This window comes from Nitrosomonas sp., from assembly GCF_040240425.1.
Taxonomy (GTDB): Bacteria; Pseudomonadota; Gammaproteobacteria; order Burkholderiales; family Nitrosomonadaceae; genus Nitrosomonas.
Genome location: NZ_QPHG01000056.1, coordinates 1 through 13,063, shown reverse-complemented (window position 1 = coordinate 13,063; position 13,063 = coordinate 1). Strand labels below are relative to the sequence as shown.

The following is a 13,063-nucleotide window of genomic DNA, read 5'->3' as shown; positions in this document are numbered from 1 at the left end:
AGCCGGGTTTGATAAAGCTGCCAGATTTCCTGACGATCCAATAATGTTAAGCGAGTGCGTTTGTGTATGTTCATCTGCAGTATTCTCCTGAATACTGTAAACAACGCTAGGAATTCTTACATCTAAAGAAATCAGGCTTACCGGCAACGGCAGAAAATATCTACATGATTCACCAACTAGGCCCGAAAGACGCTCAGGAAATAATACGTGGCGCTGCATCCGGTAAAGCAAAGGCCGATTTGTCATCAAGCGCTCAAAACTCAGTAAATCATAATTACGGCGCAAAAAGTGGAACAGCATCAGAGTACATCAACACAAACAGAGTGGCGCCAGACAAAAAATACGCCGCCACGATTGGCAATGTCCAAACCACCTCATTACCCACACCAAGCTCACCTCAGATGCCGCAGCCAATAAAGATATCTGAAGCACCGGAGATCGAAAATCTAATGGGAAGCGTTGGCAGCAGCGGAAGAAATACGGTCGATGCCTCTGCGCCACCCGCTGATGTCGGTCAGGATGTTCGTGACCGGGGAATTGCGCATATTGTTACTGGGGGATTGAGTAATTGAGTGGCGCTGAACTTTCTTCCGTTACGGGGATTCCCGCAACGGGCACTTATTTAATCACTACACCGCAACCAGTGCCTTAATGGCCGGGTACGGATCATACCCAACCAACTCGAAATCACCACATTTGAAATCATATATGCAGCGCGACTTCGCACTCTCTTCCTGCCTTCCACCATCAACGCTCATCGAATCCTCAAAACTAGCTCCACACTGAATACATCCCTACCGTTTTTCATGTGACGCCCATCGCGCTTCAGATTGCTACTCTTCTATTCCGTGATTACGCCAAATATTCGTGCGCTCCAGTGGTACATTTTTACTCCGCTATTCACAGTCCGCAAACCAGCGGTAAAGCTGAACGGGTTATCCGCCCCTGATGGACATGTGATACAGCCAAGCTTGCTTTAAAGACTGTGCCGATCGGCACATTCAGCTTCTCCGTTTCATTATTTCTACAATACTTTTAAGCGACATAAGAGTATTGAACAATGCCCCCTTTATGAAATATTCATCGCTTATTTCAATCAACCTCTCTGTAAACAACCCTGAGGTTTCTTACAGCTAAACCATTTCCTGTCGAGGATTTAAATTCCAAGAAAATCAGCGCCCCCCATTAACCACATGATTAGTAACGTTGATTTAAATTGTCATAACATATATAAATCTGGTGTAGGCATACATGAACAAAATGTACGGCTGCATGAATCTAATTATTCAAGGAGAGTTTATCAAATGATTGATAAAAACATTGTTAGAGCTAGTTTAATGTCGTTTTTAATTTTGCTAATTCTATTAAGTAGTTTTCCCATTTTTGCATCTCGTGATGAATTTAATCTAAATGTAAATGAAGCTATTCAAAGTGGCAATATACTTATTAAGAACTCATACATTATTGGATTTAAAAAACCTTCAATTTTTGACCAGAAAGACCCCGAACAACCTCTGATAGACCCACCTGCTGAATCAGCGCTCAATATTGAAAAAGTACCTTTTGGTGAAAATAGTACCGGGCAAAGTAAAGAAAGTTTGGCTAATGCAATGGGTTTGCGTGGAGAGGTGCTTGCAATTTTCGAAACAATGAATGCCACCCACGTCATGATGGATGAAGAAGAGGCTGAAAGATGGCGTCGAGATAATAGAGTCGAATACGTTGAACAAGATATGATTTTAACGAGCGGTACCACCCAGAGTAACCCGGGGTGGGGTTTGGATAGATTAGATGAAACATCTGTTACACTTGACAATACCTATGTTTATACGAGTACAGGAGCTGGTCGAAAAATTTATATTCTCGACAGCGGCTTGGATTTATCGAATCCAACAGTTGCAGCTCAATTTGGAGGGCGGGCATCTGTAATCTGGGATATAAATGGGGGAAGTGGCGCAGATTGTTTTGGTCATGGCACACAAGTTTCTAGTGCCGCTGCTGGGAGTACTAAAGGCATTGCGAAAGGTGCTACAGTGATAATGGCAAAAATAACAACAGGTTGCACTAATAGTTCAACTGTCTCTACTTCAGTAACCGCTTTTAATTGGCTGGCAGCAAACGAAACAGCAGGAACTATTGCTAACTGGAGCAATGAATTCGGCGATCCAGGGTGTACATCTTCAATCATAAGCACCTCATTAGAAAATTCCATCATTGCTGCTCATAATAAAGGAGTAGTGGTTGTAGTGGCAGCAGGAAATGATAGTTGTAATACCGCTAATTATTCACCGACACGCATATCACAAGCATTTGTAGTTGGTGCTACAAATAATCAACGTATTTCTCAAGGTAAAGATGCAAAAGCTTCTTTCTCTCGTACTGGATCAAATATTTCCGTTTTTGCTCCAGGAGAGTCTGTGGCACTGCTAAATTTTAATGGGACATCTGTTTTAAATAGTGGAACATCATTTTCTGCTCCTTACATTGCCGGTATTTTTGCAGTGGCGTGTCAAGCTGCTGGTACTTTATGTGACACTGCAACAAATGCAACAACGCTTTATGATGCACTCAGAAATACAGGTGTAATTGGTACGGTCACTAATACTGACGGCACGCCGTTAACCGGCGCAACATCTCGTTTTATCGTGCAGCAGTGGTAAGTTTATCTACAAGATAGAATACTAGGTTTTGAATGTTATAACGCCCAGTCTACTTTATTTCAGGAGTTACTGTAATGATCAAGATAAGATATTTAGCCACAACATTTCTTTTTTACGGGTGTGTTGCCATAACAATGGTTGGTAACGTGCTCGCAGAAAGCACGGGGTTCTCGAATAACAATCTGCCAAGATATGAAAATGGTGTCTTGGTGATTCCCCGTGTCGATACGCCAGATCAGATTGGAAATTATCAGGATGCGACGCTTAGCTTTGATTCACAGTTAAATGCCTGGGTTCTACAACAAGTTAATCCGGCGAAATTCGATTCTTCTAACCCAATAATTAATTCGGTCAAGGTTTTTATCATAGATGATTCGTTTCCAACGCAGGTCTTTCTTCAAGTTGTAGGTGATTTTACATGCGGTAAACTTGGACAAATTAATACAGGTCGGAAAGAAAACCTGTTTGAAATACAAATCACCGTAATTCCGACGCCACCAGGACAGATTTGTACTGCAAATGTTACGAAATTTGTTAGAGTTATTCCGTTGGATGTGTACCGCCTTGGTATCGGGGATTATCAGTATAGTATCAATGGTGGCAATCTAGGCGCGTTCAGTTTAACTGAAGATAATAAATTTGGTGAATGTGGCGGCACAAATAATGCTGAGGAAATTTGTGAAGCCGAAGTAACGGGATCTTAGATTGTTTCGATACTTAAAATAATTCATTTTAGTAATTGGTTACATGTTATGCGATTCATTGTCAATGGCATGTAACCAGCGATAATCGCCGTTGCGAGCATCGGTATGAACACGGAAACCCCAGCTTATCGACATAAAACTCAATGGCTTCGTCCTGATCGCGAACATACAGCCCCACCACTCCAATTCCCTGACTCATGGCATCTCCGATTCATTTGACGAGGCGATACTAACACCAGCTTCCAGCCTTCGCTTCTCCAAAACTGCGATCGTCAGATCGGGGCGGTACGCCAAAGGCCTCTTTGAACGACCGTGCAAAATGTGCCTCGGAAACATTACTGATGCGCACCAGCCGCTCAACCGGCCATTCTTCTTGCGACGTTGCGTCCATACAATCCTTGGCGCGCAACAGGCATCGCAATAATTTGGGACCTTGAGCCATCGTATTATTTACCCCGTTAACAGATGCAAACCCAGTTCGTTCACCAAACAGTGAACATATAAAGCCAACGTAGTGGCGCAGTATTACGAATTGCAGAAACTGACGCAACAATAACTCATATGAACGTATAAAAACGAGAAAAAATTTCGCCCGCAAGCGGGCACCTACAATAGTTTATATTTCACTTTACACTTTACATATACCGACATATATCAATTAATGTGACTTCCGTCTTATGCGAAGTTTTCCAATCTGCTACTGATAAAACGCAAAAATAACCTACCGATTATTATAATGATTGCATTTCTACATACCATTGAGGAGCAGAGCAATCGATGTTTATTGAGAAACACACAAATGATGCATCGCTGAATTTAGGGTTTGAATGGAATTTTGAGCAACTTGAGAAAGAGTTTCCTTCTATTCGGTTAACCAACCTTAATGACAGATCTTTTCTTTATCACCAAGGAGATAAATGCTCAAGTCTTTTCTTGATAAAAGGTGGTATCGTTAAACTTTCTCATCTAACTGCACAAGGAAATGAGCTTACTTTTGCGCTCCTAAGTAAAGGAGATATAGTCGGATGTCTGGATATAGTGAATGCTGATCATGTTATGGAAGAAAATGCTCAGGCACTCGGGAAGGTTGATTTTTATCGCATTGAATGTAATGACTTCAAGCAATTAATAACTTTGCGAAGCGATTTATCCTGGTCAGTTTTAACATCAATCTATGCTCGCAAGCAACAGATCGAACGCAAATTGATTGCTACTCATACTCAGCCAGTCAAGCAAAGGGTTATCAAAATGCTTTTTGAACTTGCTCAATTATTTGGAACACGATGTCTGCATGGATATGCGCTGGAAATTTTTCTTACCCAACAAGAGCTGGCAGATCTAGTAGGTGCAAGTCGCTCTGTTGTAAGTACTATTATGAATAATTTTAGAGATCAGGGGGTATTGAATTATACGAGAGAACAAATTTGTATTAATGATACAGCTTTAATATCAATTGAGCTTTCATCTGAGTCGTGACTTTTTTCATGGAAGGTGTTTTCTAAATAACAGACTTAAGTGAAGCATTCTATTAAAGTACCACATATCATCATCTTTAATAAAAGGAATGCTCTAATGAAGATAATTTCACCTCGTAGTCATGGGTACTTAGATTTTCTTACAGTTGTTATATTCGCGCTAGCTCCAACATTACTGGATTTGAGCAAGGTGCCTGCTATATTGTCTTACGGATTAGCAGCAGCTCATCTTGTTGTGACGCTAATTTCCGGGTTTCCCACTGCCGCTTTTAAGCTTATACCATTTATTGTACAAGGTTGGATTGAGCGCGTTGTTGGGCCAGCACTAATTATTGCACCTTTTGCCCTTAGTTTCTCCGACGAGATTTTAGCTAGCAACTTTTTTATTGCAATGGGAGTTATTATTATTGCTGTAGGATTTTTCACTAATTATCAAGGTGATAACCGCTCATTCTAGAATAGAAAAAATAATATTTTAAGTAGCAATAAGATGTTAATTATTAAAAATATAATCGTATAATCGCTTGGGGCTTATTGTACAACCGAATAATCAGGAGCTATCGCTCCTGTTTTTTTACTTATAAGCAGTGCATAACGCGCGATCTTACATTGACAGCGGACAGTTATTTTGAAGCATCGGGACGAATGAATTGAAATTCATTCTTCACGTATTCAGCTTTTGATGCATGCATTGACGGTTCTTACGTTCAAAAGCTGGTGCAAGCGCTTCTTTGATCTGAGGCTACAGCAGTCGATTTGTCAATACCACCAAGGGGTGGTGCAGATCAATCATTTGGTCTAGACGAGCATGAAAAAAGTCATCAGCCGACATTTAAGCTTCCCCTCATTCCCTCAGGTTTTGATAAGAATAGTATAAATTCTCAGGGATTTCGGCGTTTGCTAATTCGCATGAATTCGAACATTTATTCGGTTTCCAAGTGTTTTGCAGGACCGACTCATTAGCGCATTCATCTACAGCTTTATCCAAAGATTTTGTGGAAAAGAATTCTTACTGATTATGGGTATTTGACGAAAGGGATCGATCTTCCAACCAGTCCGCCCACTTCACCGCCCTGACAATCAAATCAGCGCGATACTTTGCATTATATTTTGGCGTACGCGAATGATAATTGGCTGCTTTTGTCCAGATGTCGCCTTTATCATTATTGATATGTAACCGCACACGCCATGCGGCCAGATCATAGGCATAACAACCCGTATTTGCTACATGATCAGGAGTGATGCCATATTTGGATAAATCTTGAAGATATGCGGTATTAAATTGCATTGAGCCGACATCATGAGTACCGTTACTGTTACGCACCCATTGACCCGGTTTACCGCCCTCTTTTTCGGCTATCGCCAGCAAGATATTGGCTGGTATTTCATACTTGATGGCTGCTGTAATTGAGCACACCACTCTTTCTTGCAGATCCAGAGGCAAATCCATCATCGAGCGAATCGCTTAAATGCCTTATTCATTATTTACCCCTTCCTTGCGAAATATTGTTCATACTCGCTGATTCCTGGGCTTGCCCTTTTTCAATAGCGCTACGCAAAGCATCCGTCCCCACGCTTCTTGCCGCTGTCAGCCGACCGGCTGCCAGTGTTCCGCCATAAGATGCAACAGCCGCCACTGTACCGGCTGCTGCCATAAAACCACCGGCGCTATAACTGCCAATTCCGACAGCCGAACCTATACTACTGCCTGTTACAATGCCAGCGAGCAACAGCGGCAATCTGGAAATCAATACAAAAAATGCAATCGTAAAAATCAGCATGACTGCCAGTTCTTCATAATTCAGAACATTTTTACCCATTTTGGCGTAAAAACTGGATAACAGATCACTACCGATACCGACAATCAGGAGCATTACAAATAGCTGAATACCGACACCCAGAACCGTTTTAAAGTAGTTTATGGCAATATCGGATGTCCAACGTGCGCCGCCAAAGCCTAAAAAGAAGATTCCTGCATACATGAGTACCCAAGATGAAATTAATAAAAGCAGCATGTTCACTGCAATTACCGCTAAAACAATGAGAACTATCAACGATATGATGACAGCAATCAGGCTATCGACCGGTTGCAGTAATGTAAGATTACTCGTCGCCTGATTCCAGATTAAAACACCTGTATGCATAATACTGGAATAACTTGTGTTGCCAGGTAAGCCTGTCGCGCTATTACCTAGTTGTTGCATCGAAGCTATAATGGTACCCGCAATATTGTGGCCTGATACTGCGTTGGTCAGTAGCCAAAAGTAAAACCCTGTAAAGATAATAAAACGTGTGAATTCTGCAAAGAAATCACCAATATCAGCTTTTCGCAACAGCATCATGCCGAATGTCCACACCATGGAAATCAGCACCAACGTCCAGAACAAACGCTCAGCAGCAGACTGTATGATGTTTTGCCAGGACTTTACTTTTCCAGCAAACATGCTGGTCACCTGGTCCAGCACACTCAGATTAGTCGCTGGATCAATATAGGCCAGTTCAGCAGATGCCTCACCGAAAAGAAATAATAGAAGAAACAAGGTTATGAAAATAAATTGTATTTTATACATCTTATTTATTCCGTTGATTGTCTTTCGCATGAGAATCGCTTAAACCCACATTCAATTATTTAGTTGCCTTTCTGGCATTATCGGGATCAGATGCATCCCAAACTATCCCAGGCGGCATTTCACTTAATTCCTTCTTAGGCTCCTTCAATTCAAGCTTGCCATCTCCATCCTTATAACACCCTGACAACAGTAACAAAGACAATGAACAGATAATTGCAATACTCAAATACCCTTTTTTCATCGATATCTCCTTGAGTTAGTGTTTCAAAAGGCATCCCTGACAGACCAGTTTCTACCAACTGGCAATATTTCCGGACTCAGTCGCTTGGTTGCCGCCTCACGCGCAGCCTGTTGCATAGCCTTTTGATCTACCTCGGCCTGACTTTGCGTATTGGCGGCATTATGCTGCGCGATGAGCATTTGACGCATTTGCAGCAATTGGTTTGCCTGATATGCGGCCAATTGATTCGCATATTGCAGCGCTTCCATTTGTCCTTGTGCTGACTCGGTTCTTTGTTGTAAGACTTGCAGGTGAGCGGCATCCAGTGGGATCTGATTCTGATGTTCGCTTAAACCCCGCAGGAGTGAATCATTGGCATTCTTTTGTGCGTCGGTGCTGGTATTTTGTCCATCCTGCAACAATTTCCAAGCGGAATCGTTGCATTTTTCCTGTAAATTAAAGCAAGGCGAACCTCGATAATATTCAACATTACGAAACCGCTGCATATAACCATCCAGCCCGCCATACTGTTGCTCATAATAGCGTATGGTATTGGTCAGATAGAGCAACCGGTTCATCGTATATTGCGCTTGCGCCCAGACATAGGCCGGTGGAGCCAGCGTATTGCGAATCATGTTTTCGTATTGCTGCAATTGCGTCTGATACTGCTCGATCTGCTTCAGTGTCTGCGCCACATTCTCAATGGCGGTCGTTGTGGTTTGTTTGATGTTCGCTATATCAATGACAGCAAGGCCGCCAGCTTTGATAACCGATGAATAACCAAAATTACCGAGAATGATCAGGATTACTATCAACTGGGAGACTATATTTTTACTGTTTGTCATGTTCAAACACTCCTTGTGCATTAATAATCAAATGATTGATACGGTTTAGAGAACTTCATGTCTTTGGTCACGATGATGTTAAAGCGATACCCCGGCCTGATTTCAAGGGTGGGGGAAATATTCAGGTTCTTGCGGATGAGATTGGCTGTCACCAACCCCAATTGCTGCCCGAGCGATTGACTCATAATGCTGCCCGCATTTTGCCGCCCGAACGCACCGCCTGCATCACGTTGACTGTACGTGGCACCGGCAACAATCGCTGACATGATCAGAGCAGATCCGAAGATGCGCAGATAATGGTTATTGACCCGATCTTTAAAACCTGCATAACCCACCCCGTCAGCACCCGGCATAGCGCCAATGTCCATCGTTTTACCATCTGGAAAGATGATGCGTTGCCAGGCAACCAGCACACGCGCCTGACCAAATTCCACTTCGCTGGAATAGGTACCCACCAATCTGGATCCTTGTGGAATCAAACGCCATTTACCAACAGGGGAATCATAAATATGCTGGCTTACCTGCGCCATGATCTGGCCCGGCAGGCTAGAATTAATACCGGATATCAAGGTTGCCGGTATGACAAACCCGGTTTGCAAGACATAAGGCGATGCAGGCTTTTGCACTTCGCTATCTAATTTCCAGCGCGCTTCTCCTTCTGCTGAATCAAAACGCGAATAATCCTTATCCCGTGTACCAGTCACGTCATCCAGCAATCGAGGGGCGCCATCATCCATGAACTCATCACTTCTACGCGCTCCCATTCCTCCGGCTACACTTGATCCCCCATCCTGCCGCAACTGCGCCAGACGCGCATGATAGGCAGCCGTTGGATCTTCACGCAGGTTTGTATCAATCTGTTGACGCACCGATGCCAATTTAGCCAACATTTCCTCGCGTGTTCTGGGCGCGCCGATGTTGGGTACACCAGTGTTGGCTAAATCCGGCGATGATCCGGCACTTCTGGGCGCAATCACATTCACATTGGTTTTGGCTTTGATCGCTTCTTCCAGTTGCTGGCGTTTCAGCATCCGAATATGGGCAATATCCGCGTGCAGCGATGGATCGGCAGTATCCATAGAGGGCGGCAGAGGCGGTCGATCCAGATCTGATGGTCGCTCAATGATGATCCCCGGTAGGGGTGCTTTTTCGGTTAAATCAGGAGTTTTAGTCTGATTTTTGGGTTCGATAATGCCGCCGATATAGTCTTTGGCAATCAGTGAGGCAAAGGAATTGCTCGACTGCGTGTCATGATTACCATCAAAATCGTATTGACTTCGCTCAGCTGCGCGATTCATGGCGACAATCATCATAAGTAGCATGAATATCAGCATGATCGCGCCAAAGATAACAATCGGGAGGTTATTGACACGCCGCACACCCACATTTTTGGTAACCGCATCCGGAGATGAATCAGGCGATAGGAGTTTTGCATTGGTTGACATCACCTTCACCCTTATTCTTTTCTGACCCAAAGACCGGCAGGATGGATACTGTCGGCCTGTGCCGCGAATGCACGCGACAATCGCATATCGTCAATCATGAGTTTGACATGATACAAATCACCCGATTGGTCAATGATGTAACTCAAGGCCAGGCCTTTTTGCGACTCAGTATCAGGCTGATTCGGCGCAGCAAAGATTTGCTGCTGAATTGATTGTTGAATCGTTTCCTGAACCGCAAACCCTTCAAGACGCAGGTTTTCAATCAAAGCTTTACCAAATGGATCATTAACCTCATGGCGCAAATTAAACTGCGTATTGGCAGCCGGATACAGCCGCACTATTTGGGCTGTCACATTATCGGCCATGACTTTGCTGTATTGACTGTATATGGATGAAGGATTTTGAATAAAACTGCCATAGGGTTGCGTAGCACAACCACTCAATAACAATAAAACCAATATGAGGATAAAAATAGAGTGGGATGCGGCGATCATTTTATTCATCATCAATTCCCCCGCGTAATCGTCACCCGGCTTTGACTGCCGCCCACACCCGCAATCAGAATCGCCTTGTCAAATACGGTGTCGACAATATAGCGATCACCCTGCAAGCGGTAATTCACCATGACCGTCTCATCATCACTAAAAATACCGCCTTCTTTGTTCAGCAGTAACAAAGTCGGTGCTTCAGTCTGCGCCATGATGGCAGGCATTTGTATGATGGTTTTCTGACCGTCGTTATAGACCCGCAGTGGCTTCCAGGCAGCATCGCCAGACACTGCATACGCAAAATCCAGATTGCCCAGATATTCTCCGGTTTCAGAAATGGTGCGCGATTTCCTGATTCCCATCGTATGGCTTTCTTTATCTCTGATCGCATCCCATTTAATCAGCGCATCTTCCGGATAGGTAAAACTCACTCTCGGCATAAAATCGCGTCGATGAGATCGCAGACGCATGTGATACGTGCGCCGGTTGGTCGTCACCACCAGGGATGTTTCCAGACCCACATCCAATGGTTTTACAATCAAATGTTGCACTTCAGCAGATCCTTGACCGGTCACTGCCGGTTCAATCAGCCAGCGAGCCTGATCGCCCAGATGAATCGAATTAACCTGCTCACCCGGCTGCAATTCGATATCGCATACTTGCAATACTGCACAGACGATGCTGGGTTGCTGCGAGCCAAACAGAAAACGAATGGAGCCATCCGGCCCTGCAACCGGCTTTGTGCCGGTGGGATTGACTGCCTGCCATTTCTTGGCCAGATCAATAGCCGCGCGTTCCTGCGGGGTTAGTTGAGGATTCTTATCGGTAAAATACGCTTCAGACAAGCCGTTGGCATAGCTTGGGGCAACGAATCCGATGGACAAAATCAATATGCTCAGGATACTTAAAGCGAATAACGGTTTCATGATGAGTGACCCCTTTATGTTTGTTTCGACCAGGAGAAATCCTGGATATAAATACCTAGCGGGTTATTGCGGATCTGTTCCTCCGTGGTGCTCTGCGTGGTCGGCTTGTTATAGATTCTCAATAAAGCACGCATCTTGAAAGGTGGCTCGGTTAAGTGCCCTTGCCGGTCATAGACTTTTTCCAGCCAATCGACCTGCCAGGTCTCAGGCGATTGGGGGATCACCGATATGATTTCAACATTAACCGTTTGTGTTTCAGCACGTTTGAAAGGACTGCTGGCTTCAGTACTATTGAACCATTCGTTGGCTTTTACTGTTGCGGGATCGTTATTGGATAACATGGCATACGCACGAAAGATAGCGCGCCGCTGCAAGGCGATATCCGGTGTGACCATGCGCAAATCATTAATAAACGATGCCACCGATGCATGCACTACGCGCTGATCGGCCACAGCTGCAATATCCGCACGGGAAACCGCGATGGCTTCTCCCAGTTTATTGACTTGAACGACATAGGGAATGAATTTGGACTGGCTGCCGATGGCAATCACCCCTCCTATACCGGCGAGCGCAATCAATAAACAAAGAAGTGCCAACATTTGCCACATAGTGCGCGAAGCCTGCACCCCGCGCATGTGGTCATTCCACGTGCGCCGGGCGGATAGATAGGGGTTCTCATTTTCACCCGAGCGGCGACCACCTTCCATCTTGTCGTCATTAATACGCATAGTCTCATCCACACCCGGCTTTAACTTGAATAGTTCGTTGATCATATTCATGCGGCCACTCCATAATCAGATAACGTTAACCCTTTGATTGCCAGCCACTCACTAACCCAACCGTCCCCATACTTGTCATACAGGTTTTTAATCGTGGCAATCGATTCCTTATCCGTAGATCCCACAAAAGCTAACGCCAATGGCCCAAGTGCCAGATCGTAGAGCCGCCTGCCGTTTTCGGATACGGTGTAATATTGCTGTTTGGGAATGGCGGAAGCTAAGATCTCAATCTGGCGTGTATTCAATCCCATGCGCCGATACAATGCGGATGCTTCCTCATCACGGGCAAATACATTGGGTAGAAATATCTTGGTGGCGGTGGATTCAACAATCACATCGAGAATCCCGCTGTTGGCCGCATCCGACAAGCTTTGGGTTGCCATCAATACTAAGCAGTTATTCTTACGCATGACCTTGAGCCATTCGCGGATTTTGGCGCGAAATACCGGATGCCCCAGCATCAGCCAAGCTTCATCGAGAATAATGGCGGAAGGTTGCCCGTGCAGGCTGCGCTCGATGCGGCGAAACAGATACAGTAACGTGGGCAATGCGTATTTATCACCGAGATTCATCAATTCTTCGATCTCGAATGTGGTGAAGGTTGAAAGATTCAATCCATCGGCTTCAGCATCGAGTAAATGTCCCATCATGCCGTCAATCGTGTATTGCCGAAGACACTCGCGAATAGTTTCATCCTGTATCGTCACTGACAAATCCGATAAGGTGTGCGAGCCGCTTTGATACATGTTAGTAATGGCCTGACTGATTTCGTTACGCTGTAAAGGTGTTACGGTGATGCCGTTGAGTTCTACCATCAAACAAATCCATTCCAGAGCCCAGGCACGATCACCCTTGGACTGCAAGAACTGCAATGGACAAAAAGACAGCGACTCATCATCGCCCGCTACCGTGAAATGCTGTCCACCCACGGCTTTGGTCAACGGATACATC

General features: G+C 44.5%; 17 protein-coding genes. 5 read left to right on the top strand and 12 right to left on the bottom strand.

All coding sequences use genetic code 11. The features are described from left to right. The coding region (locus DU481_RS14715) for a hypothetical protein (protein ID WP_350135736.1) at positions 1-300 on the bottom strand (300 nt) is incomplete at its 3' end. A 23-nt stretch (positions 301-323) separates the two neighbouring features. Here DU481_RS14715 and DU481_RS14710 point away from each other — a divergent pair. The 3 genes from DU481_RS14710 (at position 324) to DU481_RS14700 (ending at position 3,364) form a co-directional block, all read left to right on the top strand. After that, a complete protein-coding gene (locus tag DU481_RS14710; protein ID WP_350135734.1) occupies positions 324-572 on the top strand; it encodes a hypothetical protein in 249 nt (82 codons plus the stop codon). 732 nt (positions 573-1,304) lie between these two features. Further along, a complete protein-coding gene (locus tag DU481_RS14705) occupies positions 1,305-2,660 on the top strand; it encodes a S8 family serine peptidase (RefSeq protein WP_350135732.1) in 1,356 nt (451 codons plus the stop codon). Between the two features lie 74 nt (positions 2,661-2,734). Further along, positions 2,735-3,364 carry a hypothetical protein gene (locus tag DU481_RS14700; RefSeq protein WP_350135731.1) on the top strand — a complete coding sequence of 210 codons (630 nt, stop codon included), beginning with the start codon at positions 2,735-2,737 and terminating at the stop codon, positions 3,362-3,364. A 61-nt stretch (positions 3,365-3,425) separates the two neighbouring features. Here DU481_RS14700 and DU481_RS14695 read toward each other — a convergent pair whose 3' ends face one another. Further along, positions 3,426-3,563 carry a VOC family protein gene (locus DU481_RS14695; protein ID WP_350135729.1) on the bottom strand — a complete coding sequence of 46 codons (138 nt, stop codon included), beginning with the start codon at positions 3,561-3,563 and terminating at the stop codon, positions 3,426-3,428. 30 nt (positions 3,564-3,593) lie between these two features. Further along, a complete protein-coding gene (locus DU481_RS14690) occupies positions 3,594-3,806 on the bottom strand; it encodes a hypothetical protein (protein WP_350135727.1) in 213 nt (70 codons plus the stop codon). Between the two features lie 335 nt (positions 3,807-4,141). On the opposite strand from DU481_RS14690, the gene DU481_RS14685 reads away from it, so the two are divergent. Together DU481_RS14685 and DU481_RS14680 are read left to right on the top strand one after the other, a co-directional pair. Next, complete coding sequence (locus DU481_RS14685; protein ID WP_350135725.1) at positions 4,142-4,840, top strand: Crp/Fnr family transcriptional regulator; 699 nt, start codon at positions 4,142-4,144, stop codon at positions 4,838-4,840. Between the two features lie 96 nt (positions 4,841-4,936). After that, complete coding sequence (locus DU481_RS14680; protein WP_090321048.1) at positions 4,937-5,296, top strand: hypothetical protein; 360 nt, start codon at positions 4,937-4,939, stop codon at positions 5,294-5,296. Between the two features lie 552 nt (positions 5,297-5,848). On the opposite strand, the gene DU481_RS14675 is transcribed toward DU481_RS14680, so the two are convergent. From DU481_RS14675 to DU481_RS14635, 9 genes are all read right to left on the bottom strand, one after another. Beyond that, the gene (locus DU481_RS14675) at positions 5,849-6,292 is read right to left on the bottom strand and encodes a lysozyme family protein (RefSeq protein ID WP_090321045.1); all 444 of its coding nucleotides are present in this window, start codon (positions 6,290-6,292) and stop codon (positions 5,849-5,851) included. 28 nt (positions 6,293-6,320) lie between these two features. Continuing rightward, positions 6,321-7,409, bottom strand: coding sequence for a P-type conjugative transfer protein TrbL (gene trbL, locus DU481_RS14670; RefSeq protein WP_350135723.1), 1,089 nt, complete (start codon positions 7,407-7,409; stop codon positions 6,321-6,323). A 55-nt stretch (positions 7,410-7,464) separates the two neighbouring features. Further along, positions 7,465-7,650, bottom strand: coding sequence for a hypothetical protein (locus tag DU481_RS14665; RefSeq protein WP_350135721.1), 186 nt, complete (start codon positions 7,648-7,650; stop codon positions 7,465-7,467). Positions 7,651-7,673: 23 nt separating this feature from the next. Next, on the bottom strand, positions 7,674-8,474 hold the full coding sequence (gene trbJ, locus DU481_RS14660; RefSeq protein ID WP_350135719.1) for a P-type conjugative transfer protein TrbJ: 801 nt from the start codon (positions 8,472-8,474) through the stop codon (positions 7,674-7,676). Positions 8,475-8,494: 20 nt separating this feature from the next. Continuing rightward, positions 8,495-9,919 (bottom strand): TrbI/VirB10 family protein, encoded by a 1,425-nt coding sequence (locus DU481_RS14655; protein WP_350135717.1) that lies wholly within the window; start codon positions 9,917-9,919, stop codon positions 8,495-8,497. Between the two features lie 11 nt (positions 9,920-9,930). Next, complete coding sequence (locus tag DU481_RS14650; RefSeq protein ID WP_350135715.1) at positions 9,931-10,425, bottom strand: conjugal transfer lipoprotein TrbH; 495 nt, start codon at positions 10,423-10,425, stop codon at positions 9,931-9,933. After that, positions 10,425-11,333: a P-type conjugative transfer protein TrbG gene (gene trbG / locus DU481_RS14645; RefSeq protein ID WP_350135713.1), complete on the bottom strand. Its 909-nt coding sequence runs from the start codon at positions 11,331-11,333 to the stop codon at positions 10,425-10,427. Before trbG ends, DU481_RS14650 begins: the two co-directional genes overlap by 1 nt. Positions 11,334-11,347: 14 nt before the next feature. Further along, positions 11,348-12,112 carry a VirB8/TrbF family protein gene (locus tag DU481_RS14640; RefSeq protein WP_350135711.1) on the bottom strand — a complete coding sequence of 255 codons (765 nt, stop codon included), beginning with the start codon at positions 12,110-12,112 and terminating at the stop codon, positions 11,348-11,350. Beyond that, a partial coding sequence (locus tag DU481_RS14635; RefSeq protein WP_502889977.1) for a TraG/VirB4 family ATPase occupies positions 12,109-13,063 on the bottom strand: 955 nt, incomplete at its 5' end. The genes DU481_RS14640 and DU481_RS14635, both read right to left, overlap by 4 nt.

Excerpts from the sequence above, each read along its gene's own strand:
- DU481_RS14685 (WP_350135725.1), top strand. The coding sequence starts at position 4,142 with ATGTTTATTGAGAAACACACAAATGATGCATCGCTGAATTTAGGGTTT.
- DU481_RS14680 (WP_090321048.1), top strand. The coding sequence starts at position 4,937 with ATGAAGATAATTTCACCTCGTAGTCATGGGTACTTAGATTTTCTTACA.
- DU481_RS14640 (WP_350135711.1), bottom strand. The coding sequence starts at position 12,112 with ATGAATATGATCAACGAACTATTCAAGTTAAAGCCGGGTGTGGATGAG.
- trbJ (WP_350135719.1), bottom strand. The coding sequence starts at position 8,474 with ATGACAAACAGTAAAAATATAGTCTCCCAGTTGATAGTAATCCTGATC.
- trbL (WP_350135723.1), bottom strand. The coding sequence starts at position 7,409 with ATGTATAAAATACAATTTATTTTCATAACCTTGTTTCTTCTATTATTT.
- DU481_RS14655 (WP_350135717.1), bottom strand. The coding sequence starts at position 9,919 with ATGTCAACCAATGCAAAACTCCTATCGCCTGATTCATCTCCGGATGCG.
- DU481_RS14705 (WP_350135732.1), top strand. The coding sequence starts at position 1,305 with ATGATTGATAAAAACATTGTTAGAGCTAGTTTAATGTCGTTTTTAATT.
- DU481_RS14690 (WP_350135727.1), bottom strand. The coding sequence starts at position 3,806 with ATGGCTCAAGGTCCCAAATTATTGCGATGCCTGTTGCGCGCCAAGGAT.
- trbG (WP_350135713.1), bottom strand. The coding sequence starts at position 11,333 with ATGAAACCGTTATTCGCTTTAAGTATCCTGAGCATATTGATTTTGTCC.
- DU481_RS14650 (WP_350135715.1), bottom strand. The coding sequence starts at position 10,425 with ATGATGAATAAAATGATCGCCGCATCCCACTCTATTTTTATCCTCATA.
- DU481_RS14665 (WP_350135721.1), bottom strand. The coding sequence starts at position 7,650 with ATGAAAAAAGGGTATTTGAGTATTGCAATTATCTGTTCATTGTCTTTG.
- DU481_RS14700 (WP_350135731.1), top strand. The coding sequence starts at position 2,735 with ATGATCAAGATAAGATATTTAGCCACAACATTTCTTTTTTACGGGTGT.
- DU481_RS14695 (WP_350135729.1), bottom strand. The coding sequence starts at position 3,563 with ATGAGTCAGGGAATTGGAGTGGTGGGGCTGTATGTTCGCGATCAGGAC.
- DU481_RS14675 (WP_090321045.1), bottom strand. The coding sequence starts at position 6,292 with ATGATGGATTTGCCTCTGGATCTGCAAGAAAGAGTGGTGTGCTCAATT.